15 protein-coding genes are annotated in these 25,688 nt (G+C 71.1%); 8 read left to right on the top strand and 7 right to left on the bottom strand.

Features of this window, described 5'->3' with window-relative positions; translation table 11 throughout:
- Positions 1–12: 12 nt before the first annotated feature.
- The 3 genes from OG521_12010 to OG521_12000 form a co-directional block, all read right to left on the bottom strand.
- Complete coding sequence (locus tag OG521_12010; protein WUW21472.1) at positions 13–1,410, bottom strand: phosphotransferase; 1,398 nt, start codon at positions 1,408–1,410, stop codon at positions 13–15.
- Positions 1,411–1,650: 240 nt separating this feature from the next.
- Complete coding sequence (gene treS, locus OG521_12005; protein ID WUW21471.1) at positions 1,651–3,357, bottom strand: maltose alpha-D-glucosyltransferase; 1,707 nt, start codon at positions 3,355–3,357, stop codon at positions 1,651–1,653.
- Positions 3,354–5,390 carry an alpha-1,4-glucan--maltose-1-phosphate maltosyltransferase gene (locus OG521_12000; GenBank protein WUW21470.1) on the bottom strand — a complete coding sequence of 679 codons (2,037 nt, stop codon included), beginning with the start codon at positions 5,388–5,390 and terminating at the stop codon, positions 3,354–3,356. Before OG521_12000 ends, treS begins: the two co-directional genes overlap by 4 nt.
- Positions 5,391–6,165: 775 nt before the next feature.
- Between OG521_12000 and glgP the strand changes: the two genes are divergently transcribed.
- Both glgP and OG521_11990 read left to right on the top strand, forming a co-directional pair.
- Positions 6,166–8,769, top strand: coding sequence for an alpha-glucan family phosphorylase (glgP, locus tag OG521_11995; protein WUW21469.1), 2,604 nt, complete (start codon positions 6,166–6,168; stop codon positions 8,767–8,769).
- Between the two features lie 224 nt (positions 8,770–8,993).
- Positions 8,994–10,217: an alginate lyase family protein gene (locus tag OG521_11990; GenBank protein ID WUW21468.1), complete on the top strand. Its 1,224-nt coding sequence runs from the start codon at positions 8,994–8,996 to the stop codon at positions 10,215–10,217.
- A gap of 95 nt (positions 10,218–10,312) precedes the next feature.
- Here the strand turns inward: OG521_11990 and OG521_11985 are convergent, their stop codons facing one another.
- The 3 genes from OG521_11985 to OG521_11975 form a co-directional block, all read right to left on the bottom strand.
- Positions 10,313–12,346 carry a M4 family metallopeptidase gene (locus OG521_11985; GenBank protein ID WUW21467.1) on the bottom strand — a complete coding sequence of 678 codons (2,034 nt, stop codon included), beginning with the start codon at positions 12,344–12,346 and terminating at the stop codon, positions 10,313–10,315.
- Positions 12,347–12,750: 404 nt separating this feature from the next.
- Positions 12,751–14,658, bottom strand: coding sequence for an ABC transporter ATP-binding protein/permease (locus tag OG521_11980; protein ID WUW21466.1), 1,908 nt, complete (start codon positions 14,656–14,658; stop codon positions 12,751–12,753).
- Entirely contained in the window at positions 14,655–16,526 is a 1,872-nt protein-coding gene (locus OG521_11975) for an ABC transporter ATP-binding protein/permease (GenBank protein ID WUW21465.1), read from the bottom strand. Before OG521_11975 ends, OG521_11980 begins: the two co-directional genes overlap by 4 nt.
- A 164-nt stretch (positions 16,527–16,690) precedes the next feature.
- Here OG521_11975 and OG521_11970 point away from each other — a divergent pair, with 164 nt between their 5' ends.
- The 4 genes from OG521_11970 to OG521_11955 are packed head-to-tail and all read left to right on the top strand — an operon-like array spanning position 16,691 to position 20,409.
- On the top strand, positions 16,691–17,629 hold the full coding sequence (locus OG521_11970) for an ABC transporter ATP-binding protein (protein WUW21464.1): 939 nt from the start codon (positions 16,691–16,693) through the stop codon (positions 17,627–17,629).
- Between the two features lies 1 nt (position 17,630).
- Positions 17,631–18,413: an ABC transporter permease gene (locus OG521_11965; protein ID WUW21463.1), complete on the top strand. Its 783-nt coding sequence runs from the start codon at positions 17,631–17,633 to the stop codon at positions 18,411–18,413.
- Between the two features lie 55 nt (positions 18,414–18,468).
- Complete coding sequence (locus OG521_11960; GenBank protein WUW21462.1) at positions 18,469–19,719, top strand: sensor histidine kinase; 1,251 nt, start codon at positions 18,469–18,471, stop codon at positions 19,717–19,719.
- 39 nt (positions 19,720–19,758) lie between these two features.
- Entirely contained in the window at positions 19,759–20,409 is a 651-nt protein-coding gene (locus OG521_11955; protein ID WUW21461.1) for a response regulator transcription factor, read from the top strand.
- A 24-nt stretch (positions 20,410–20,433) separates the two neighbouring features.
- Here the strand turns inward: OG521_11955 and glgX are convergent, their stop codons facing one another.
- Positions 20,434–22,698 carry a glycogen debranching protein GlgX gene (gene glgX, locus OG521_11950; GenBank protein ID WUW21460.1) on the bottom strand — a complete coding sequence of 755 codons (2,265 nt, stop codon included), beginning with the start codon at positions 22,696–22,698 and terminating at the stop codon, positions 20,434–20,436.
- 153 nt (positions 22,699–22,851) lie between these two features.
- On the opposite strand from glgX, the gene OG521_11945 reads away from it, so the two are divergent.
- Both OG521_11945 and OG521_11940 read left to right on the top strand, forming a co-directional pair.
- A complete protein-coding gene (locus OG521_11945) occupies positions 22,852–24,084 on the top strand; it encodes an Ig-like domain-containing protein (GenBank protein ID WUW21459.1) in 1,233 nt (410 codons plus the stop codon).
- Positions 24,085–24,352: 268 nt separating this feature from the next.
- Entirely contained in the window at positions 24,353–25,606 is a 1,254-nt protein-coding gene (locus OG521_11940; GenBank protein ID WUW21458.1) for an Ig-like domain-containing protein, read from the top strand.
- The last annotated feature ends 82 nt before the right edge of the window (positions 25,607–25,688 follow it).

Below are 25,688 nucleotides of genomic sequence, written 5' to 3'. Positions count from 1 at the left end.
GGGCCTGCCGCGTCAGTCGGCGTCGGCCGCCAGACGGTGGATCGCGGCCATCGGGACGGGGAGCCAGTCGGGGCGGTGCCGTGCCTCGTACAGCACCTCGTAGACCGCCTTGTCGGTCTCGTGGGCGCGCAGCAGCTCCGGTTCGCTGCGGGGGTCGGTGCCCGCGGCATGCGCGTAGCCGTCGCAGTAGGCGGCCCGGCAGCGCGCCGCCCACTCGGCGTTCCAGGGCCGGTGCGAGCGGGCCGCGTAGTCGAAGGAGCGGAGCATGCCGGCGACGTCGCGCACCGGTGGCTGCGGGCTGCGGCGCTCGGCGAGCGGACGGGCCGGCTCGCCCTCGAAGTCGATCAGTGACCAGAAACCGTCGGTCCCGCGCAGCGTCTGGCCGAGGTGGAGGTCGCCGTGCACCCGCTGGGCGGGCCTGCTGTCTCCCCGGTGGCCCAGCGCGCTCACGGCGTCGAAGGCGGTGCGCAGCCCGGGGACGTACGGCACCAGGGCCGGGACCGCGTGGGCCGCCGCCTCCAGCCGCTGCACCATCGCGGCGGCCAGCTCGTCGGTCTCGGCGCGGCGCAGGGCCGGTGCGGGCAGGGCGGCGGCGAGAGCGGTGTGCACCTCGGCGGTGGCCCGGCCCAGGGCATGGGCCTCACCGGCGAAGTCCTGGCCCGTCGCGAGCGCGCGCAGAGCGAGCTGCCAGCCGTCCTGCGCGCCGCGCAGGAAGGGCTGGAGCACACCGAGCGTGAGGCGTTCCGGTGCGGTGGCCTCGAACCACGCGACCGGCGCGGGTACGCGTCCGCAGCCCTCGCGGGAGAGCGCGAGCGGCAGCTCCAGATCGGGGTTGGTGCCCGGGAACACCCGGCGGAAGATCTTGAGGATGTACGCGTTGCCGTACACGAGCGAGGAGTTGGACTGCTCGGTGTCCAGCACCCGGGGGGTCAGGCCGTCCGGGACCGCGTCCGCGCCCCGGTCGAAGCGGAGCGCGCCGAGCCGGCCGGGTGTGCGCAGCCGCTCCAGCAGCAGCGCGGCCAGGCGCGGGTCGTGCAGACCGTCGTAGACGGTACGGCCGGCCAGCGGACCGTCCGGCACGTGGCCGATGAGGGCGGGCGCCAGCCGCGGCGGCAGCGCGGACCGGACGCCGAGCAGCAGTTGGTAGCAGTCGGCGGGCGGCTGGGCGGGCATCGTGGGCTGATGGGCGCGCACCAGCAGATGGAGGAGTCCCGGGCCGGCCTCGGCCGTACCGACGGGGTCCACCGGCAGTATCTCGGTCGCCGAGACGAGCGAGAAGGCGGTGATGGGCCGCCCCTTGCCGGCGAACCACCGCTGCCGGGGCAGCCATTCGTGCAGCAGCGGTCCGAGAGACGGGAGCAGGGCTGTGCTGTTCGCCAGGGTGACCTGAGCGGATGCAGCCTCCGACATGGCATCGCGTCCTTTCCCCGGGCACACCACAGGATGCGAAGAGTGTCCCGGATTGCGGCATTGGCTGTCCGGCTGTGCGGGACGTGTCGGGTCAGGATGGTCCGTACGGACTCGACTCGGTGTGATCGAAACGCCAGGAGGATCCTGGAAGGGTCCTGAAGCGTTCGGTATGGGGGGAAGAGTGCCCCGTGCGGCGCGGCGGAAACCGTGCCACACGGGGTGCCGGGAACCGGACCCGGCTCAGCTCGGCGGCGCGTCCTTGCGCAGCCGGAACCAGTAGAAGCCGTGTCCGGCGAGAGTCAGCAGGTAGGGCCACTGACCGATGGCGGGGAACCGCACCCCGCCGATCAGCTCCACCGGATGACGGCCGCTGAAGGACCTCAGGTCGAGTTCCGTCGGCTGCGCGAACCGCGAGAAGTTGTGCACGCACAGCACGAGGTCGTCCCCGTGCTCACGGGTGAAGGCGAGCACGGCCGGGTTGGACGACGGCAGTTCGCTGTAGGAGCCGAGGCCGAACGCCGGGTTCTGCTTGCGGATCTCGATCATCCGCCGCGTCCAGTGCAGCAGCGAGGACGGCGAGGCCATCGACGCCTCGACGTTGGTGACCTGGTAGCCGTAGACCGGATCCATGATCGTGGGGAGGAAGAGCCGCCCCGGATCGCTGGAGGAGAAACCGGCGTTCCGGTCGGGCGTCCACTGCATCGGGGTGCGCACGGCGTCCCGGTCGCCCAGCCAGATGTTGTCGCCCATCCCGATCTCGTCCCCGTAGTAGAGGATCGGGGACCCGGGCAGGGACAGCAGCAGGGCGGTGAACAGCTCGATCTGGTTGCGGTCGTTGTCCAGGAGCGGCGCGAGGCGCCGCCGGATGCCGATGTTGGCCCGCATCCGCGGATCCTTGGCGTACTCCGCGTACATGTAGTCGCGCTCTTCGTCCGTGACCATCTCGAGCGTCAGCTCGTCGTGGTTGCGCAGGAAGATGCCCCACTGGCAGCCCGCGGGGATCGCCGGCGTCTTGGCCAGGATTTCCGAGACCGGGTAGCGGCTCTCGCGCCGTACGGCCATGAAGATCCGCGGCATGACGGGGAAGTGGAACGCCATGTGGCACTCGTCGCCGCCGGCCTGGTAGTCGCCGAAGTAGTCGACGACGTCCTCCGGCCACTGGTTGGCCTCGGCGAGCAGCACGGTGTCCGGGTAGTTGGCGTCGATCTCCTTGCGGACCCGCTTGAGGAAGCCGTGGGTCTCCGGGAGGTTCTCGCAGTTGGTGCCCTCGCGCTGGTAGAGGTAGGGCACGGCGTCGACCCGGAAGCCGTCGATGCCGAGGTCCAGCCAGAAGCGCAGCGCGGAGATGATCTCCTCCTGCACCGCCGGGTTCTCGTAGTTGAGGTCGGGCTGGTGCGAGAAGAACCGGTGCCAGTAGTACTGCTTGCGGACCGGGTCGAAGGTCCAGTTGGACGTCTCGGTGTCGACGAAGATGATCCGGGCGTCCTGGAACTGCTTGTCGTCGTCGGCCCAGACGTAGTAGTCGCCGTACGGACCGTCGGGGTCGGTACGGGACTGCTGGAACCAGTCGTGCTGGTCGCTGGTGTGATTCATGACGAAGTCGATGATCACGCGCATGCCGCGCTGGTGCGCGGCGTCGACGAACTCGACGAAGTCGGCGAGGTCGCCGAACTCCGGCAGCACGGCGGTGTAGTCGGATACGTCGTAACCGCCGTCGCGCAGAGGCGACTTGAAGAACGGCGGCAGCCAGAGGCAGTCGACGCCCAGCCACTGGAGGTAGTCCAGTTTGGCGGTGATCCCCTTCAGATCTCCGATGCCGTCGCCGTTGGAGTCCTGGAAGGACCTGACGAGGACCTCGTAGAAGACTGCGCGCTTGAACCAGTCGGGATCGCGGTCCTTGGCCGGGGTGTCCTCGAACGTGTCGTGGACGGGCTCATTGACGATCATGGTGTGGGTGACCCTCCGGTCGGCGGGGACGGTCGCAGGACGGCGATGTGCGCGGGCGTGACGCCCGGCTCCAGACGCACATAGAAGGTCCTGCCCCAGTGATAGGAAGTGCCGGTGAGCTCGTCGCGCACCGGCACGCTCTCGTGCCGGTCGAGGCCGAGGTGCGGCATGTCCAACGAGACGGTCGCCTCCTGGGTGTGGTGCGGGTCGAGGTTGACGACCGTCAGAACGATGTTCGAACCGGAGCGCTTGCTGTACACGAGCAGGGCGTCGTTGTCGGCCGAGTGGAAGTGCACGTCACGCAGCTGCTGGAGCGCCGGGTGGCGGCGCCTGATCCGGTTGAGTGTGGTGAGCAGCGGGGCCAGCGACCGGCCCTCGCGCTCGGCGGCTTCCCAGTCCCTGGGCCGGATCTCGTACTTCTCCGAGTCGAGGTACTCCTCACTGCCGCTGCGGACCGGGGTGTTCTCGCACAGCTCGTACCCCGCGTACACCCCCCAGGACGGGGAGAGGGTCGCCGCGAGCACCGCCCGTGCCTCGAAGGCCGGCCTGCCGCCCTCCTGGAGATATCCGGGAAGGATGTCGGGGGTGTTCACGAAGAAATTGGGCCTCATGAAGGAGGCCGATTCACCGGACAGCTCGGTCACGTACTCGGTGATTTCCTGCCGGGTGTTGCGCCAGGTGAAGTACGTGTACGACTGCTGGAATCCGATGGCGCCGAGGGTCCGCATCATCGCGGGCCGGGTGAATGCCTCGGCCAGGAAGATCACATCGGGATCGGTGCGGTTGATGTCGGCGATCACCTTCTCCCAGAAGATCACCGGCTTGGTGTGCGGATTGTCGACGCGGAAGATGCGCACGCCGTGGTCCATCCAGAAGCGCAGGATGCGCACGGTCTCCGTGACGAGGCCCCGGAGGTCCTTGTCGAAGGCGATCGGATAGATGTCCTGGTATTTCTTGGGCGGATTCTCCGCGTACGCGATCGTGCCGTCGGCGCGGTGGTGGAACCATTCCGGATGCTGCTCAACCCACGGATGGTCGGGCGAGCACTGGAGCGCGAAGTCCAGCGCGATCTCCATGCGCAGGGTGCGGGCCGTCTCGACGAAGTGGTCGAAGTCGTCGAGCGTGCCGAGATCCGGGTGGACCGCGTCGTGGCCGCCTTCGGCGGAGCCGATCGCCCACGGCACACCCACGTCGTGCGCGGCGGGGGAGAGGGAGTTGTTGGGGCCCTTGCGGTGAGTGGTGCCGATGGGGTGGATGGGCGGCAGATAGACCACGTCGAACCCCATGGCGGCGACCGCGGGCAGCCGTTCGGCCGCGGTGCGGAAGGTGCCGCTGATGATCCGGGGCGGCTTCGGGGCCGGGGTCTTGCCCGTACGGCTCTTGCGCGGCGCCTTCGCCGGCTCGGTCCTGGCCCCTTCGGAGCGGGGGAACAGCTCGTACCAGGAGCCGTACAGCGCGCGCCGGCGCTCGACGAGGAGCGGGTGCGGGCGCGAGGCCGTGACCAGTTCGCGCAGGGGGTGGCGGGCCAGCGCGTCGTCCGCCTCCGGGGTCAGCGCGGCGGCCAGCCGGGCGGCGGCGGGCCTGGACGTGTCGCGCAGGGCGTCGACCGCGGCCAGCACCGCCTCGCGCCCGTCCTTCTTCGGCACCCCCTCCGCCGCCCGCTCGAAGAGCTCGGCGCCCTCCGCCAGGACCAGCGCGGTGTCGATCCCCGCCGGGATCTTGATCTGCGCCGCGTGCCGCCAGGTCGCCACCGGATCGCTCCAGGCCTCGACCGTGTACGTCCAGCGGCCCTCGGCGTCCGGCGTCACCTCGGCGCCCCAGCGGTCGGTGCCCGGGGCGAGTTCGCGCATCGGCGTCCAGGGGCCCCGGCGCCCGCTCGGGTCCCGCAGGACGGCGTTGGCCGCGACCGCGTCATGGCCCTCGCGGAAGACGGTCGCCGAAACCTGGAAGGTTTCACCGGCGACGGCCTTGGCGGGCCTTCTGCCGCAGTCGACGAGCGGACGGACGTCGAGGACGGGAATGCGACCGATCATGGAATCACCTGGGGACTGGAGCTCGGACTCGGCAGGGCGCGAGACGGGCGCGGAGGGCTGAACGCGCGCGCCGCGATGATGGGGTTCCGTCCTTTCTAGCTGCTCCGTGGATGACTGGTGGGGTGTGGGCATGGCCGCTCCTGTCCGCGTTCACTCGAATGGCACTCGAATGGATGGGGCGCGGGTGTGGTGCACGGGTGTGGACCGAATGCGTACATGACCCGTACCGATTGCATACGAACCATGAGCGGATCGCCGATGGACAGCGGGTTAACCGTGCGAGGGCCGGAGTGGGACGGCCTTCGGCTGTCGTCCGAATGCATTCGTTCCGGGTACCGGAGAAGCCTTCCCACGGATCTCGGTGGGCCAATCCGGTGGTTTGTTAACTACTCGGGCGTATCTGTGACGGTCTGAATGCGCCGGGCTCCGCCGCGCGTGCGCGGGATTGCGCGGAACCGGTGCACGCCGGTCGGTACGGGCGCCACAGGGCAGCTTTCCCTGTGGCGCGAAGGCCCACAAGGCCGCATGAGGGGAGGGAATCGGCCATAACGCCTGTGACGGATGTGTCTGGATCTGCGGACGGTGCTGACGGGATGCCAGTGATCCGGGCGTACGGGGCGGGCGGGGCGGACGGGATGTCAGGGGTCGCACACCGTGCACCGCCCGCGCGCCGTGGTTGCCGGGTGCCGCACCCCGCTACCGTCGAGGGTGACGGAGCGGCGCACACCGTGGTGCGTCCCCTCGGATTCGTACGTCCCCTGTAAAGGTGGAATACGTGAAGGCCATTCGTCGATTCACCGTGCGTCCCGTCCTCCCCGACCCCCTACAACCGCTCAGCGACCTCGCGCGCAATCTGCGCTGGTCCTGGCACACCGAGACCCGTGAGCTCTTCCAGGCCGTCGACCCGGTGGCCGGCCGGACGGCGGAGTGCGACCCCGTGCGCATGCTCGGCGCCGTGTCCGCCGGGCGGCTGGCCGAGCTGGCCAGGGACGAGCCGTTCCTGAGCCGGCTCAACGAGGTGTCCGCCGACCTCCGGGCCTACCTGGAGGGCCCCAGGTGGTACCAGGAACAACGCGCCCACGGCGACGGGCTCCCCGCCGCCATCGCCTACTTCTCGCCCGAGTTCGGCGTCACGGCGGCCCTGCCGCAGTACTCCGGCGGACTCGGCATCCTCGCCGGAGACCATCTGAAGGCCGCCAGCGACCTGGGCGTCCCCCTCGTCGGCGTCGGCCTGCTCTACCGCCACGGCTACTTCCGCCAGAGCCTCTCGCGGGACGGCTGGCAGCAGGAGCACTATCCCGTCCTCGACCCGAACGAACTCCCGCTCACCCTCGTCCGCGAGGCCGACGGCACCCCCAGCCAGGTCGTCCTGGCCCTCCCCGGCGGCCGCTCCCTGCACGCCCAGATCTGGCAGGCCCAGGTGGGCCGGGTGCCGCTGCTCATGCTCGACTCCGACGTCGAGGACAACGCCCCGGGCGAACGCGAGGTCACCGACCGGCTGTACGGCGGCGGCAGCGAACACCGGCTGCTCCAGGAGATGCTGCTGGGCATCGGCGGGGTCCGCGCGGTGCGGACCTACTGCCGGCTCACCGGCCACCCGGAACCCGAGGTCTTCCACACCAACGAGGGCCACGCCGGCTTCCTCGGCCTCGAACGCATCCGGGAGCTCTCCGGCACCGGTCTCGACTTCGACTCCGCGGTGGAGTCCGTCCGGGCCGGCACCGTCTTCACCACCCACACCCCGGTCCCGGCCGGCATCGACCGTTTCGACCGCGACCTGGTCGCCCGCCACTTCGGCGACGACGGCGAACTGCCCGGCGTCGCGGCCGACCGCATCCTGCGGCTGGGCACCGAGACGTACCCGGGCGGCGACCCGGGCGTCTTCAACATGGCGGTGATGGGACTCCGGCTCGCCCAGCGCGCCAACGGGGTCTCCACCCTGCACGGCGCGGTCAGCCGGGAGATGTTCGCCGGTCTCTGGCCGGGCTTCGACCCGCCGGAGGTGCCGATCACCTCCGTGACCAACGGCGTCCACGCACCCACCTGGGTCGCGCCCGAGGTCTACCGGCTGCGCGCCGAGTCCGGGGGCACCCCCGGCCGGTGGGACGCCGCCGCGCAGATCCCCGACCGGCAGCTCTGGGACCTGCGCCGGACCCTGCGCGAACAGCTGGTGACCGAGGTGCGGCAGCGGCTGCACGCCTCCTGGCGCACCCGGGGCGCCGAGTCCGCCGAACTGGGCTGGATCGACGGGGTGCTGGACCCCGACGTGCTGACGATCGGCTTCGCCCGCCGGGTGCCCTCGTACAAGCGGCTGACGCTGATGCTGCGCGACCGGGACCGGCTGCGGGGGCTGCTCCTGCACCCCGAGCGCCCGATCCAGATCGTCGTGGCGGGCAAGGCCCACCCGGCCGACGACAGCGGGAAACGGCTGGTCCAGGAGCTGGTCCGGTTCGCCGACGATCCGCGGGTCCGCCACCGCATCGTCTTCCTGCCCGACTACGGGATGGCGATGGCCCAGAAGCTCTACCCGGGCTGCGATGTCTGGCTGAACAACCCGCTGCGCCCGCTGGAGGCGTGCGGTACGAGCGGGATGAAGGCGGCGCTCAACGGCTGCCTCAACCTCTCGGTCCTGGACGGCTGGTGGGACGAGTGGTTCGAGCCGGACTTCGGCTGGGCCATCCCGACGGCCGACGGCTCCGCGCTGGACGAGGACCGGCGCGACGACCTGGAGGCGAACGCCCTCTACGAGCTGATCGAGGACCGGGTCGCGCCGCGCTTCTACGACAGCGGCGCGGAGGGGCTGCCCGGGCGCTGGATCGAGATGGTCCGCCGCACCCTGGGCACACTGGGGCCCAAGGTGCTCGCCGACCGGATGGTCCGCGAGTACGTGGAGCGGCTGTACGCCCCCGCGGCGCAGGCCAGGCGCGCCCTGGACGGTGACGCGGCCCGGGAGCTGGCCGGCTGGAAGGCCAGGGTGCGGGCGGCCTGGCCGCGGGTGGCCGTCGACCATGTGGAGGCGGTGACGCCCACCGCGGCCGGCGGTTCGGCCGAGCTGGGCGCCACCCTGGCGCTGCGGGTCCGGATCACCCTCGGGGTGCTGGACCCGGACGACGTGGAGGTGCAGGCGGTGGCCGGCCGCGTCGACTCCGCCGACACGATCTCGGACGCCCAGGTCTTCCCGCTGAAACCGGCGGGCGGCCAGGACCTGGAGGGCCGCTGGCTGTACGACGGCCCGCTCGCGCTGGACCGCACCGGTCCGTACGGCTACACCGTGCGGGTGCTCCCGGCCCACCGGCTGCTGGCCACCGGCGCCGAACTCGGCCTGGTCGCACAGCCGACGGAGGCCACGGGCGAGGGCGCGGGACTGCTGATGCGCTGACGGTCCGTGTCACGAGGGCCCGGCACCCCTGGGGCGCCGGGCCCTTCGGCTGCCCGGGTGCGGGTCCTTCGCTTTCTGAACACAAGACCTTGACGTCTCCATGGGATGGCTTTAGGTTCCACACTCATTGCAGAGTTCACAACCCGACCCAATGTTCACGGACATGAACTAGCCGTGTTTCGGGCCGCGTTGTGGACCTCCTCCGCACCGGAAGGCACCCCCACATGCGCACCGGAACCATCGGACGCGGCCTCGGCCTCGCCACCGCCCTCGCGGCCCTGCTCACCGGCATCTCCATGGCCCCGGCATCGGCCGTCCGGGCCGCCCCCGACGCCGCCCCGCCGGCCGCCCGGGCCGCCGCCCCCGCGGCCTTCTCCCACCCCGGCGTATTCGTCAGCCGCCCCCAGCTCGACTTCGTACGCGCCAAGGTGCAGGCCGGGGCGCAGCCCTGGAAGGGCGCGTTCGACCAGATGATGGCGAGCAAGTACGCCTCGCTCGGCCGCACGGCCAAACCCCGCGCCGTGGTGGAGTGCGGCTCGTACTCCAACCCCAACTACGGCTGCACCGACGAGCGCGAGGACGCGATAGCCGCCTACACCCTCTCGCTGGCCTGGTACATCACCCAGGACAGCCGCTACGCCGCCAAGGCCGTCGAGATCATGGACGCCTGGTCGGCCGTGATCAGGGACCACACCAACAGCAACGCCCCGCTCCAGACCGGCTGGGCGGGCTCGTCCTGGCCGCGGGCCGCCGAGATCATCAAGTACACGTACAGCAGCTGGCCTAACTCCGGCCGCTTCGCCACCATGCTGCGCGACGTCTACCTGCCGAAGGTCATCAACGGCTCCAACAGCAACGGCAACTGGGAACTCAGCATGACCGAGGCCGCGATCGGCATCTCGGTCTTCCTGGAGGACCGCACCTCGTACGACAAGGCCGTCACCAAGTTCCGCGGACGTGTCCCCGCGTACATCTACGTGACCGCGGACGGCTCCCTGCCGAAGGCCGCACCGGGCAGCGGGCTGGACACCCGCGACAAGATCATCAACTACTGGCAGGGGCAGTCCACGTTCATGGACGGTCTCTCTCAGGAGACCTGCCGCGACCTGACCCACACCGGATACGGTCTCTCCGCGATCTCGCACATCGCCGAGACCAGCCGGATCCAGGGGCAGGACCTCTACCCGGAGATCGCCGACCGGCTGCGCCACGCGCTCGGTCTGCACGCCAAGTACCAGCTGGGGGCCGCCGTGCCGTCGTCGCTGTGCGGGGGATCGCTCAAGGACAGCCTCGGGCCGGTCACCGAGGTCGGCTACAACGCGCTGCACAACCGGATGGGCATCGCGATGACCAACACCCAGACCCTGACCGAGCGGCAGCGGCCGGCCGGGTCCAACAACCTGTTCGTCGCCTGGGAGACGCTGACCCACGCGGACAACCCGAACTGACCGCACACAGCCGCCCGGGAGGAGTGGTCTCCTCCCGGGCGGGGCGGTGGCCGATCAGTGGATCAGTGGATCAGTGGATCAGGGGGATCAGCCGATCAGAAGGTCAGCTTGAAGCTGTTGATCTTCCCGGTGTCGCTCGCGTAGACGTCCTGGACCTTCAGCTTCCAGGTGCCGTTCGCGGCCTCCGACGAGGCGTTCACGGTGTACGTCGTCTTGACGTTGTCCGCCGAGTCGCTCGACGAGGAGTTCTTCAGGCGGTAGGCGCTGCCGTCCGGGGCGATGAGGTCGAGCACCAGGTCACCGCGGTAGGTGTGGGTGATGTCCACCCCGACCTTGAGGGTGCTGGGCGCGTTCCCGGTGCGGCCGGTGACGTTGACGGAGCTGGTGACGGCCGAGCCGGCGTCCGGGATGGAGACGACGGTGGTGTTCTCGAAGACCGTGCCGCCGGGGTCGGTGCCGCCACCGGGGCGGGTACCGACGTTGATGCCGGCCCACGCGTCGGCGACGGACTTGTACTCGGCGCTGGTCGTGCCGTACAGCTCACCGGCCACGGCCAGGGTGCCCGTGCGGGCGGCCGCGTAGTTGGTGGTGGAGGTGAACTTCGTGGAGAGCGCCTTGAACCAGATCTGCTCCGCCTTGGCGCGGCCGATGCCAGTCACCGGCAGGCCGTCGGAGGTCGGCGAGTTGTAGGAGACGCCGTTGATGGTCTTGGCGCCGCTGCCCTCCGAGAGGAGGTAGAAGAAGTGGTTCGCCGGGCCCGAGGAGTAGTGGACGTCGACGTTGCCGATGCCCGAGTACCAGGCGTCCTTGGACGCCCCGTCCCGGCTCGGCTTGTCCTGGTAGCGCAGCGGGGTGCCGTCGCCGTTGATGTCGATCTTCTCGCCGATGAGGTAGTCGCCGACGTCGGTGGAGTTGTTCGCGTAGAACTCGACGGCGGTGGCGAAGATGTCGCTGGTCGCCTCGTTGAGGCCGCCGGACTCACCGCTGTAGATCAGGCCGGCGGTGTTGGAGGTGACACCGTGGCTCATCTCGTGGGCCGCGACGTCCAGCGAGGTGAGCGGCGAGGCGTTGCCGCTGCCGTCGCCGTACGTCATGCAGAAGCAGCTGTCGTCCCAGAAGGCGTTGACGTAGCTGTTGCCGTAGTGGACGCGGGAGTACGCGCCGACGCCGTTGCCCTTGATGCCGGTCCGGCCGTGGACGTTCTTGTAGTAGTCCCAGGTCTCGGCCGCACCGTAGTGGGCGTCCGCCGCGGCGGTCTCGGCGTTCGAGGCGAGTCCGTTGCCCCAGACGTCGTCGGTGCCGGAGAAGAGGGTGCCGGTCCCCGACGTGCCGTGGTTCAGGTTGTACGTCTTGTGGTTGCCGCGCGTGGTGTCCGTCAGGTTGTACGACCCCGAGGTGTTCAGGGTGACCTGACCGCTGTACTCCGTGTTGCCGACGCCGTTCTCGATCGCCTGCCACTCGTAGAGCTTGGCGCCGGAGGTGGCGTCGGTGACGACGTGCAGCGCGTTCGGGGTGCCGTCCTCCTGGAGGCCGCCGACCACGGTCTCGTAGGCGAGCTGCGGTGTGCCCGAGGCCATCCAGACGACCTTGCGGGGCGCCTTGTCGGCCGCGGCCCTGGACGAGCCGTCCGCCTTGGCCAGGCCGAGCGCCTGCTTCTCGGCGGCCGCCGGGGCGATGTCCGCGGTCGTGTCGACGGCCTTGAGCTGCGCCGAGGTCGTCCTGGACGCCTTGGTGACGCTCTTGGTCGCGCCGGCCTTGGACTCCTGGACGACCAGGTCGCCGCCGAGGACGGGCAGTCCGCCGAAGGTGCGCTCGTAACGCGTGTGCGTGGTGCCGTCGTTGTCCTGGATGACGTCCCGGACGACGAGCTTCTCCTGCGAGCCGAGCCCCAGCTGCTTCGCGGTGGCCGCCCTGCTCGCGGTGGCCTCACGGATCAGCTCGGCGCGCTGCGAGGGGGAGAGCTGCCTGGGCAGCGCGCCCGGGTTGGCGCCGGAGGCGACGGGGGTGGCCTCGGCGGTACCGCCCGGTGTGGCGGTGGCTGTTCCGGTCTGGACTCCTACGGCGAGGAGTGCTGCTGCGGCTATCAGAGCGCCGGTCGCGGTGGTACGACGGCTGAGCGTGGATCTCACGCGGACTCCTTCTGCGAGGGGGGTACCGGCGGCTGGGTGAGCCGTCCGGGCAGAGCAAGCAGTGCGCAGAACGGGGTGAACAGTGTCAGCAGCAATGGCTCTCTGTCAGGACCGCGTCAACAAGTTGGCCGGAATTCGTCCGTTGCTGGATTGGTCATGTTCGTTAAGCGGACGTTTCGCCGATCATTGCCGCGATGTTGCCGAGGGCTCCGGAAGCCCGAAGGTGAAGAGTGCGTTGAGGTCGGAGCCGAAGGTGTCGTGTTCGAAACGCATGTGAAGAAGTGGCGGGGTCCCACCTGGCGAGACGGCTCCGCACTGTGGCTCGATCCGCGCCATCGCACCTTCGGCGGGTAGCCCGCCCGGCCATGTGGCGGCGCCCCGGTGCGGCGCCGCCACGGTTCCCCTCAGGCCAGGCTCTCCCGCCACGCACGGTGCAGGCCGGCGAACCGGCCCGTGCCGCCGATCAGCTCCGCCGGGGCGCCGTCCTCCACGATCCGGCCGTGCTCCATCACCAGCACCCGGTCCGCGATCTCCACGGTCGACAGACGGTGGGCGATGACCACCGCGGTGCGGCCGTGCAGCACGGTGTCCATCGCCCGCTGCACCGCACGCTCACCGGGGATGTCCAGCGAGCTGGTCGCCTCGTCGAGGATCAGCACCGCCGGGTCGGCGAGCAGGGCGCGGGCGAAGGCGACCAACTGGCGCTGACCTGCCGAGATCCGGCCGCCCCGCTTGCGTACGTCCGTGTCGTACCCGTCGGGCAGACCGGCGATGAAGTCATGGGCGCCGATCGCCTTGGCGGCCTGCTCGATCTCCTCGCGCGTCGCGTCCGGGCTGCCGATCGCGATGTTCTCCGCGACCGTGCCGGAGAACAGGAAGGCCTCCTGGGTCACCATCACCACCCCGCGCCGCAGTTCGGGCGTGGCCAGGTCCCGCAGGTCGGCGCCGTCCAGCAGCACCCGGCCCTCGGTCGGGTCGTAGAACCGGGCCAGCAGCTTGGCCAGCGTCGACTTGCCCGCTCCCGTCGAACCGACCACGGCCACCGTCTGACCCGCGGGAACGGTCAGATCGAAGCGGGGCAGCACCTCACCGCCCGTGCGGTAGGCGAAGCGCACCCCGTCGAACACCACCGCGCGGCCCGGGTGCCCGCCCGTCAGCGGCGGCAGCTCCCGCGGCTCCACGGCCTCGGGGACGGTGGGCGTCTGGGCCAGCAGCCCGGCGATCTTCTCCAGCGAAGCGGCCGCCGACTGGTAGGAGTTGAGGAACATGGAGAGCCGGTCGATGGGGTCGTACAGCCGGCGCAGATACAGCACCACCGCGGCCAGCACCCCGAGGGCGAGACTCCCGGACGCGACCCGGTAGGCACCCCAGAGAACGATTCCGGCCACCGCGGTGTTGGCGACCAGCCGGGACCCGACGACGTAGCGCGCGTTCTCCAGCATCGCGTCGCCGTTCGTCCGCCGGTGCGCGTGGTTCAGCTTCCGGAACACCCCGTCGTTGACGGGCTCGCGGCGGAAGGCCTGGACGGGACGGATGCCGTTCATCGTCTCCGCGAACTTCACGATGACCGCGGCGATCGCCGTCGACCGCGCGGCGAAGACCACGGCGGCCCGGCGCTGGTAGAGCCGCACCAGCAGATACAGCGGCACGAAGGAGAGCACCGCGACGGCGCCGGTGCCGAAGTCCAGCCAGAGCAGCATCACGGAGATGGAGACGAAGGAGAGGACGACACCGATCAGCTCCTGCAGCCCCTCGCTGAGCAGCTCCCGCAGCGACTCCACATCGGTGGTGGACCGGGAGATCAGCCGCCCCGAGGTGTACCGCTCGTGGAAGTCCACGCTCAGCGCCTGCGCATGGCGGAAGATCCGGCCGCGCAGATCGAGCAGCACCTTCTGGTTGACCTGGGCGGAGGCCAGGATGAAGGCGTACTGCATGGCGCCCGCGGCCGCCGAGCAGAGCGCGTAGCCGAGCGCCACGGCGATCAGCGGCCCGTAGTCCTCGTCCCGGAACGCGGGCACCCCGCTGTCGATGGCGTACGCCACCAGCAACGGACCCGCCTGCACCGCGGCCTGCTGGACCAGCAGGAACAGCGCGGCCACCACCACCCGGCCCCGCATCGGCCGCAGCAGCGAGACGAGCAGGGCGCGGGTGGCGCCGCGCGGGGTGGGCAGGTCGTCGCGGTCGAAGGGGTCACCCGGCCGCCGGCCGGACGCACCGACCGCTGCCTCAGGGGCCTGGGCGGGCGTGGTCCCCGCGCCCGCGTCGTCGCTGTCGCCCGGCTCGGTGGGGCGTCCGGTGGTGGTGCTGGTCATCGGGTGCTGCTCTCCTCGGCAGGGGCGTGCACGCCCGGAAGGTCATCGGCCGACGCGCCCGGAAGGGGCACGCCGGTGGGCTCACCGCCGTCGGTGATGCCCGCGCCCGACATCAGCCAGGCGTACTCGGCGTTGCCGCGCAGCAGTTCCTGGTGGGTGCCGACCGCGACGATCCGGCCCTCCGAGAGCAGCGCCACCCGGTCCGCGAGCATCACGGTGGACGGCCGGTGCGCGACCACCACCGCCGTGGTCTCCTCCAGCACCCGCCGCAGCGCGGCCTCGACCAGCGTCTCCGTGTGCACGTCCAGCGCGGAGAGCGGGTCGTCGAGCACCAGGAAGCGGGGCCGGCCCACGACGGCCCTGGCCAGGGCGAGGCGCTGGCGCTGGCCGCCCGAGAGGCTCAGGCCCTGCTCGCCGACCTGGGTGTCCACGCCCTGCGGCAGACCGTGGACGAAGTCGGCCTGCGCGACCGACAGGGCCCGCAGCAACTCCTCCTCGCCCGCGCCGTCCGAGCCCATCAGCACGTTCTCCCCGACACTCGCCGAGAAGAGCGTCGGCTCCTCGAACGCCACCGAGACCAGCTCCCGCAGCCGTTCGCGCGGCATGGCGGTGATGTCCTCGCCGTCCAGCGTGATCCGCCCGGACGTGGCGTCGTGCAGCCGGGGCACGAGGGCGGTGAGCGTGGTCTTCCCGGACCCGGTGGCCCCGACCAGGGCCATCGTCTCGCCGGGCCTGATCCGCAGGTCGATCCGGGCCAGGACGGGCACGGAACCGTCCTCCGCGTCGGGATAGCGGAACTCGACGCCCTCGAAGACCATGCCGCCCGCCCCGGGGAGTCCGGTGGCCGCGCCGTCGCCGGACACCGAGGTGTCCGCCTCCTCGGCCACGTCCATCACCTCGAAGAACCGCTCGGTCGCCGTCGCCGACTCCTGGCTCATCGCCAGCAGGAAGCCGATCGACTCGACCGGCCACCGCAGCGCCAGCGCCGTCGAGAGGAAGGCGACCAGCGTGCCCGCCGACAGACCGCCGTCCGCGACCTCGATCGTGCCGAGCACCAGCGCGGCGCCGATCGCGAGTTCGGGAATGGTCGTGATGAGGGCCCAGATGCCCGCGAGCAGCCGCGCCTTGGTGAGCTCCGTGGTCCGCAGCCGCTGGGAGAGCGCCCGGAAGGCGAGCGCCTGGCTGCGGTGCCGGCCGAAGCCCTTGATGATGCGGATGCCGAGGACGCTCTCCTCGACCACCGTCGTCAGATCGCCCACCTGGTCCTGGGCCGTGCGCGCCACCACCGCGTACTTCGTCTCGAAGACCGAGCAGATGATCACCAGCGGCACGACGGGGGCGAGCAGCACCAGGCCGAGCGTCCACTCCTGGAGCAGCAGGATCACGAATCCGATCAGGATCGTGGTGGCGTTGACCAGCAGGAACGTCAGCGGGAAGGCGAGGAACATCCGCACCAGCATCAGGTCCGTGGTCCCGCGCGACAGCAACTGGCCCGAGGGCCAGCGGTCGTGGAAGGCCACCGGCAGCCGTTGCAGGTGCCGGTAGAGATCGGCCCGCATCGCCGCCTCGACCCCGGCCAGCGGACGCGCCACCATCCATCGGCGCACCCCGAACAGCACCGCCTCGGCGATCCCGAGCAGCAGCAGGAACAGCGCCCCGAGCCAGACCCCGTCCGGGTCCCGCCCCGCGACCGGACCGTCGACGATCCACTTCAGTACGAGCGGGATCACCAGGCCCAGACAGGAGGCGGCCACCGCGATCAGGGCGGCGCCGAACAGGCGGGTGCGTACCGGCTTCACATACGGCCACAGCCGCAGCAGGGAACGCGCGGCGGACCGGTCCTTGGGCTCTGCATGTTCTTCGGGCATCAGGGGCGAGCCTACGTTTCACCACTGACATCGTTCATGTGGTTTTCGCCTCCTCGGTGCCCGCTGCGGGCAGGGTCGTAGCCCGGCATCAACCGATCGGCCGATGCCGGTCCGAGCGCGATGGCGGATGCCGCCGGAAGCCCTCGGCGCGGATGCTCACAGGCATGGCAATCATCGAAGTGAACGGGGTGCGCAAGACCTACGCCGGCCGCCCCGTGGTCGACGGGGTGAGCCTCTCCGTCGAGGAGGGGGAGATCTTCGGGATCCTCGGCCCCAACGGTGCGGGCAAGACCACCACCGTCGAATGCGTCGAGGGGCTGCGGATCCCCGACGAGGGGACGGTCCGGGTCGCCGGGCTCGACCCCGTCGCCGACCACGACCGGGTGACGCTCCTGCTGGGCGCGCAGCTCCAGGAGAGCGAACTGCAGCCGAAGATGACGGTGCGCGAGGCGCTGGAGCTGTACAGCGCCTTCTACCCGAACCCGGCCGACTGGCGGCCGCTCGCCGAACGGCTCGGCCTGCACACCAGGCTGACCACCCGGTTCGCCCGGCTCTCCGGCGGCCAGAAGCAACGCCTGTCCATCGCCCTCGCCCTCGTCGGCAGTCCCCGCGTCGTCGTCCTCGACGAGCTGACCACCGGGCTGGACCCACGGGCCCGGCGCGACACCTGGCAGCTGATCGAGGAGGTGCGGGACAGCGGCGTCACGGTCGTGCTGGTCACCCACTTCATGGAGGAGGCCCAGCGCCTCTGCGACCGGGTCGCGGTGATCGACCGGGGCCGGGTCGCCGCCCTCGACACCCCGTCCGGGCTGATCGCGCGTGCGGGCAGCTCCACCGCCATCACCTTCACCCCCTCCGAACCGCTGCCCGACGCCGAACTGGCCCGGCTGCCCGGTGTCGCCTCGTGCGAGAACAGGAACGGGCGCCTCGTCATCAACGGCACCGACGAGACCGTCAACGCCGTCATCTCCGTGCTGGCCAGGCTCCGCATCACCGCGCACCGGCTCCGTGTCGCCGAGGCCACCCTCGACGACGCCTTCCTCGACCTCACCGAGCACCCCGGCCCTGCGGAAGAGCGCGGCCTGACAGAACGGGCAGCCTGAGATGGCCACAGCGAACACCGCCCCCGCGCCCCGCACCGCATCCGCGGGACCGAAGCTCGCGGTCCTGAGGTCCGAGGCCCGGCTCTTCCTCCGCGAACCCGGCAGCCTGTTCTGGATCCTCGTCTTCCCGGCCGCGCTCCTGACGGTCCTCGGACTGATCCCGTCCTTCCGCCACCCCGACGACGGACTCGGCGGCCGCCGAGTCATCGATCTGTACGTACCCGTGGCGGTGCTCCTCGCCATGATCATGGCCGGTCTCCAGGCGATGCCGCCCGTACTGACCGGCTACCGCGAACGCGGCATCCTGCGCCGCATGTCGACCACCCCGGTACGGCCCTCCGCCCTGCTCGGCGCGCAGATCGCACTGCACGGCGGGGCGGCGCTCGGCTCCACCGTCCTGGTCACGGCCGTCGGCCGGATCGCCTTCGGAGTGCGGCTCCCCGGGCAGCCGTTCGGCTACCTCCTGGCGCTGCTGCTCGCCGTCGCCTGTGTGCTGGCCCTGGGCGCGCTGGTCTGCTCGGTCTCCCGCACCACCAGGATCTCGGCCGCGATCGGCTCCGTCGTCTACTTCGTGATGATGTTCACCGCGGGCGTCTGGGTGCCCGTGCAGACCATGCCCGGCACACTGCGCCGCATCGTCCAGGCCACCCCGTTCGGCGCGGCCTCCCAGGCACTGGACCGGGCCTCCTCCGGCGCCTGGCCGAACTGGGCGTACCTCGGGGTGATGGCGCTGTGGACCGTACTCGCGGCGGCGGCCGCGATCCGTACCTTCCGCTGGGAGTAGACGTCAGGGCGAGGCGGGGGAGACTTCTCCCATGGACACGGGGGAGGGGGAATCCATGACCGGTGTGACGACGGCCGAGGAGTGGTGGGAGCGGTTCTTCCGGCACGGACCGTACGGACTGCTCGCCCTGGGCGCCGTGGTCTCGGCGGTGACCAGCGGGTTCATCATGTCCCGCGCGGACGTGTACGCCGCGGCCACGCTCGTGCCGGCGGCGCTCGGCCTCCAGCTCTGGTGGAGCCGCACCTCGGTCCGGCCCGGATCGCGGGCGGCGCAGGCCTACTTCGCCGTCCGCACACTGCTGGCCCTCGGACTCACCTGGTGCAACCCGTTCTTCTCGATCTACACCGTGCTCGGCTACTTCGACGCCGGCCGGGTGCTCCCCCGAGGCGGCATGCGGGCCGGGCTGCTGGTCACCGCGGTCATCATGGCCGGAGCGCAGTCGGGCAGCGGACTGCCGCCCACCACCCTCATGAACTGGGTCGTCTTCGCCATCCTGCTGGCCGTCCACGGCTCCCTCACCATGATCTTCGCCCAGATCGGCAACCGGGAGGCCGAGCAGACCCGTACCCAGACCGACACCATCACCGCCCTGGAGTCGGCCAACGCCCGTCTCGAACAGGCCCTGGCGGAGAACGCCGGACTGCACGCCCAACTCCTGGTGCAGGCCCGCGAGGCGGGCGTCGCCGACGAGCGGAGCCGGCTGGCCGCGGAGATCCACGACACCATCGCCCAGGGCCTGACCGGCATCATCGCCCAGCTCCAGGCCGTCACCTCCACGGCGGAGAAGGACCCCGCGCTCGCCCGGGACCACCTCGTGCGCGCCGCCGCCCTCGCCCGGCACAGCCTCGGCGAGGCGCGCCGCTCGGTGCACAACCTCGTGCCCACCGCGCTGGAACACGACGACCTGCCCGGCGCCCTGGAGAAAACGGTCACCAGCTGGTCGCAACGGACAGGCGTGCGCGCCGAGTTCACCGTGACCGGCACCGCCGAACCGCTGCACGACGAGGTCGGCGCCACCCTGCTGCGCATCGCCGAGGAGGCCCTCGCCAACGCGGACCGGCACGCCGCCGCGTCCCGGGCCGGCGTCACCCTCTCCTACATGGGCGACGAGATCTCGCTCGACGTACGGGACGACGGCCGCGGCTTCGACCCGGCCGGGCTGCCGCCCTACCGGGGCGCGGGCGGCTTCGGCCTCGGCGGCATGCGGGCCCGGGCCGAACGCATCGCGGGCACCGTCGAGGTGGAGACCGGCCCCGGTCTCGGCACCGCGGTCTGCGCCCGGGTCCCGATGGTCCGTCACGACTGAGACACCGCACGGCAGCGCGGCACAGTACGGTGGACCGCCATGGACCGGGAACCCGCGCGCGTCATCACACTGATCGTCGTCGACGACCACCCCGTCGTACGGGACGGACTGCGCGGCATGTTCGAGTCGGCCGGCGAGTTCCGGGTGCTCGGCGAAGCGGCCGACGGGGTCGAGGGCGTCGACATGGCCGTCCGGCTCGACCCGGATGTCGTCCTCATGGACCTGCGGATGCCCGGCGGCGGCGGTGTCGCGGCGATCACCGAACTGGCCCGGCGCGGCGCCCGCTCCAAGGTCCTGGTCCTCACCACGTACGACACCGACTCCGACACGCTGCCCGCGATCGAGGCGGGCGCCACCGGCTACCTGCTCAAGGACGCGCCCCGCGACGAGCTGTTCACCGCCGTACGCGCCGCCGCCGACGGCCGCACGGTCCTGTCACCGGCGGTCGCCTCCCGGCTGATCTCCCGCGTACGCACCCCGGCCGCGCCCGGCAACGAACAGCTGTCCGCCCGCGAGCGCGAGGTGCTCGGGCTCGTCGCCCGGGGGACGCCGAACCGCGAGATCGCCGCCGAGCTGTTCATCAGCGAGGCGACCGTGAAGACCCACCTCACCCATGTCTTCGCCAAGCTGGGCGCCAAGGACCGCGCGGCGGCCGTCGCGGTGGCCTACGAACGCGGCATCCTCGGCTGACCGCCTCCCGGCCCCCGTCCCGCGTCAGGACCTCACCCGCAGCAGCAGGACCGACCGCGCCGGCACCGTGAGCGATGCGTCGCCCCGGTGGACCGTGCCGGGCGCGGCGGACTGGTCCTCCAGCGAGGTGTCCAGGACCAGTTCGTAGGCGTCCGCCCACGGCGGACCCGGCAGCAGGAAGTCCGCCGGCCGGTCCCCGGCGTGCAGGACCGCCAGGAAGCTGTCGTCGGTCACCTGCTCGCCCCGCGCGTCCCGGCCCGGGATGTCCCGCCCGGAGAGGTAGAGCCCGACCGTCGCCGCCGGCGCGTACCAGTCCTCCTCCGTCATCTCCGCTCCCTGCCGGGTGAACCACGCCAGGTCCCGCAGCCCGTCCGGGGCCTGCGCCCGCCCGGAGAAGAACGCCCGGCGGCGCAGCACCGGATGGGTGTGGCGCAGCTCCAGCACCCGGGCCGTCAGCTCGGTCAGCTCCCGCCACTGCGGCTGCTCCAGGAGCGACCAGTCCAGCCAGCTGACCTCGTTGTCCTGGCAGTAGGCGTTGTTGTTGCCGCCCTGGGTGCGGCCCATCTCGTCGCCCGCGACGAGCATCGGCACACCGGTCGACAGCAGCAGCGTGGTGAGGAGGTTGCGCAGCTGGCGGCGGCGCAGCGCGTTGACCGTGCCGTCGTCGGTCTCGCCCTCGGCGCCGCAGTTCCAGGCCCGGTTGTCCGACGTCCCGTCCCGGTTGCCCTCGCCGTTGGCCTCGTTGTGCTTCTGCTCGTAACTCACCAGGTCGCGCAGGGTGAACCCGTCGTGCGCCGTGATGAAGTTGACGGAGGCGTACGGGCGGCGGCCGCCCCACGCGTACAGATCGCTCGACCCGGTCAGCCGGTAGCCGAGATCCCGTACGTCGGGCAGCGCACCGCGCCAGAAGTCGCGGACGGCGTCGCGGTAGCGGTCGTTCCACTCCGTCCACAGCGGCGGGAAGGCCCCCACCTGGTAGCCGCCGTTGCCGACGTCCCACGGCTCGGCGATCAGCTTCACCCGGCGCAGCACCGGGTCCTGGGCGATCACCGCGAGGAACGGGGACAGCATGTCGACGTCGTGCATCGAGCGGGCGAGCGCCGCCGCCAGGTCGAAACGGAATCCGTCGACGCCCATCTCCGTCACCCAGTACCGCAGCGAGTCCGTGATCAGCCGCAGCACGTTCGGCTGCACCACGTGCAGGGTGTTGCCGCACCCCGTGTAGTCCGCGTATCTGCGGGCGTCGGGCTGGAGCCGGTAGTAGCCGCGGTTGTCGATGCCGCGGAGCGACAGCATCGGACCCAGCTCGCCGGCCTCCGCGGTGTGGTTGTAGACGACGTCGAGGATCACCTCGATGCCCGCGTCGTGCAGGGCACGGACCATCCGCTTGAACTCGCCGACCTGCTGGCCGGCCGTGCCGCTCGCGGAGTATCCGGCGTGCGGGGCGAAGTAGCCGATCGAGTTGTAGCCCCAGTAGTTGTGCAGCCCGCGCCGCAGCAGATGGTCCTCGTGGGCGAACTGATGCACCGGGAGCAGCTCCACGGCCGTCACCCCGAGGCGCTTCAGATGGCCGATGGCCGCGGGGTGCGCGAGCCCGGCGTAGGTGCCGCGCAGCTCCTCGGGGATCCCCGGGTGGCGTGCGGTGAAGCCGCGCACGTGCAGCTCGTAGATGACGGAGTCCGCCCAGGGCGTCTTGGGGCGGCGGTCCTCGGCCCAGTCGTCGTCATCGTGGACGACCACTCCCTTGGGGACGTACGGAGCGGAGTCCCGTTCGTCGCGCACGGTGTCGGCCACCTGCTGCTGGGGCCAGTCCCTCACATGGCCGTACACCTCCGCCGGAAGGGTGAAATCGCCGTCCACGGCCCTGGCGTACGGATCGAGCAGCAGCTTCGCCGCGTTCCACCGGGCGCCCGTCCACGGATCCCAGCGGCCGTGCACCCGGTAGCCGTACCGCCGGCCCGGCCGCACCCCGGGCACGAAGCCGTGCCAGACCTCGTGGGTCAGCTCGGTCAGCGCGAGCCGCGTCTCCGTGCCGTCCTCGTCGAAGAGACAGAGCTCGACGGCCTCCGCCCCGCCGGCCCAGAGGGCGAAATTGGTGCCCGCGACCCCGTCGGGGCCTACCCGGAAGCGGGCTCCCAGCGGCATCGGGGCCCCCGGCCACACGGCGGGCGGCCGCTGTGCCGGCTCGGCGGACCGCCCGGTTCCGGCGGCGGGCGCCCGCTCCACCGCGGACCCGGCCGGTCGCGTCTCCGTCTTCGGCACTGCCTCCTGCTCGGCTGCGCTCGACACCTGCTCGCCTCCCGCGGCTCGTGGGACCGGCACCGAAAGGGGGGCGCGCGGCGTCCCGGCCGCGGCTCCCCGAGTGTGGTCGTCCCCTCTGTTCTGCCCACGACGGGGCCCGCACTCACGTTTCCCCCGGCCCGCCCCCGTCGTTGGGGGGACGTGAACCACGTAGCGAAGAAGGCAGGGGCGAGCCCGGCGACCGTGAAGGCCCGGTCGGGACTGCTCGCCGTACTGGCCGTACTGGCTGTTCTGACCGGCTGCTCGGGTACGGATTCGATCATCGGCGGGAAACCCCGCTCCCCGCAGGAGGCCATCCGGATCACCCCGCGGGACGGGGCCGAGGACATCGGGCCGGACGGCCGGGTGGAGGTGAAGGTGCCCGACGGGCGGCTGGAGAGCGTGCGGGTGATGCGGATCGAGGACGCCCAGCAGCAGGAGGTGCGGGGCCTGATCGCCGAGGACGGGCTGTCCTGGTCGCCGCAGGGGACGTCCGGCCGGCTCGGACTCGCCGCCAAGTACAGCGTCGACGCGGTGGCGGTGGACGGCTCGGGCCACCGCTCGGCCCGCCACACCACCTTCACGACGGTGGTCCCCGAGCACCGCTTCATCGGCTACTTCAAACCGGAGAACCGGTCGACGGTCGGCACCGGCATGATCGTCTCCTTCGCGTTCAACCGGCCCGTCACCCGCCGGGCGGCCGTGCAGCGGGCCATCCGGGTGACGGCCGATCCGGCGGTCGAGGTGGCGGGGCACTGGTTCGGCGACAAGCGCCTGGACTTCCGTCCCGCCGCGTACTGGCAGCCGGGCACCGAGGTGACCGTCGAGGTCGGGCTGCGTGACGTGGAGGGCGCGCCCGGGGTGTTCGGCAGCCAGCGCAAGACGGTCAGGTTCACCATCGGCCGGGAGCAGGTGTCCCGGGTGGACTCGGCGGCGCACACGATGGAGGTGCGCCGGGACGGGCAGCTGGTCTCCACCGTCCCGATCACCGCGGGTTCCCCGACGACGACCACGTACAACGGGAGGATGGTCGTCAGTGAGATGCACGAGGTGACGCGGATGGACGGCCGGACCGTCGGCTTCGGCGGCGAGTACGACATCAAGGACGTCCCGCACGCGATCCGGCTCACCGAGTCCGGCACCTTCCTGCACGGCAACTACTGGTCGGACGAGGACATCTTCGGCTCGACCAACGTCAGCCACGGCTGCATCGGGCTGCGGGACGTGCAGGGCGGCAGCGGCTCCACCCCGGCCGGCTGGTTCTTCGACCGGACGCTCATCGGGGACGTCGTCGAGGTCGTCAACTCCAAGGACAAGAAGGTCGCGCCGGACAACGGGCTGGGCGGCTGGAACCTGGACTGGAAGGCGTGGAAGGCGGGTTCCGCACTCCGTTGACACCCGGGGGCGCACTCCGGCGCGTACGGACGGCGCGGCCGCAACGGCCGCGCCGTCCGCCGTACCGGGGTCCGCGACGGCCGCACCGCCTGCGACCAGGTGAACTCCTGGGACCAGTTGGGACGGAACGGTGACATTACGGAGGAGATCTGCCCGCAGTCGGTGTGATTATCTTTCGCTGAGCGCGCACGTGTAGCGCGCGGGGGCGGGAGCCTGCACGCTCCCAGGGTCTTGGCGGGGCCAGGCCGTGCGAGGGGAGACGACCACATTGAACGGGCAGCCGATATCGGGGGCATCGGCCGGGGCCGACAGCAGGAGGCGGGGGCGTGGGGCCACCGGTCTGCTGGCTCTGGTGCTGGGTGCGCTGCTGTTGCTGGTGACGGCATGCGGCGGGGGCGACACCGACGGCGGGAGCAAGGGCGGCAAGGCCGCCGGGGCGAGGACGGACGACACCGCGGCCTCGCAGGCCGTCGTGAACATCGTGCCGAAGGACGGGGCCGACTCGGTCGCGACGAGCGGTGCGCTGAAGATCTCGGCCGAGCAGGGGAAGCTGGCCACGGTCAAGGTCTCGGACCCCAAGGGTGCCGAGGTCGAGGGGAAGATCGCGGCGGACGGCGCGAGCTGGGAGCCGGACCAGCATCTGGCCTCGGCCACCAAGTACAAGGTCCACGCGGTCGCCAAGGACACCAAGGGCCGTGAGTCGGCGAAGGACACCACCTTCACCACGCTGGTCCCGAAGAACACCTTCATCGGGCAGTACACCCCGGAGGACGGTTCCACGGTCGGCGTCGGCATGCCGGTCTCGATCCACTTCACCCGGGGCATCACCGACCCGGAGGCCGTCGAGAAGGCCATCAAGGTGACGGCCGAGCCCGCGGTCGAGATCGCGGGCCACTGGTTCGGCAACGACCGCCTGGACTTCCGGCCCGAGGACTACTGGGCCGCGGGCACCAAGGTGACCGTCAAGCTCAACCTCGACGGGGTGGAGGGACGCCCCGGGGTCTACGGCAAGCAGGCCAAGACCGTGTCGTTCACGATCGGCCGCCGGCAGGTCAGCACCGTCGACGCGAGTTCGCACCGGATGAAGGTCGTCCGCGACGGCAGGCAGATCAAGGACATCCCGATCTCGGCGGGCGCCCCGGCCACCACCACGTACAACGGCCAGATGGTCATCAGCGAGAAGCTCCGGGTGACCCGGATGAACGGCGACACCGTCGGCTTCGGCGGCGAGTACGACATCAAGGACGTGCCGCACGCGATGCGTCTGTCCACGTCGGGCACGTTCATCCACGGCAACTACTGGGGCGGATCGGGCATCTTCGGCACCACCAACACCAGCCACGGCTGTGTCGGTCTGCAGGACGCGCGCGGTGCCGGTGACCCGAGCACCCCGGCGGCATGGTTCTTCAACAGTTCCCTGATCGGCGACGTCGTGATCGTCAAGAACTCCCACGACAGCACGATCCCGCCGGACAACGGCCTCAACGGCTGGAACATGTCCTGGTCGGAGTGGACCAAGTAGGTCCCACCCGTACGGAACAGGTAAGGGCCCGGTGCTGTGACCAACAGCACCGGGCCCCCGTGCGTTAGCGCCGGTTGAGACC

The organism is Streptomyces sp. NBC_01463 (assembly GCA_036227345.1).
Lineage (GTDB): Bacteria > Actinomycetota > Actinomycetes > Streptomycetales > Streptomycetaceae > Streptomyces.
This window is presented reverse-complemented; position numbering and strand designations above follow the sequence as displayed.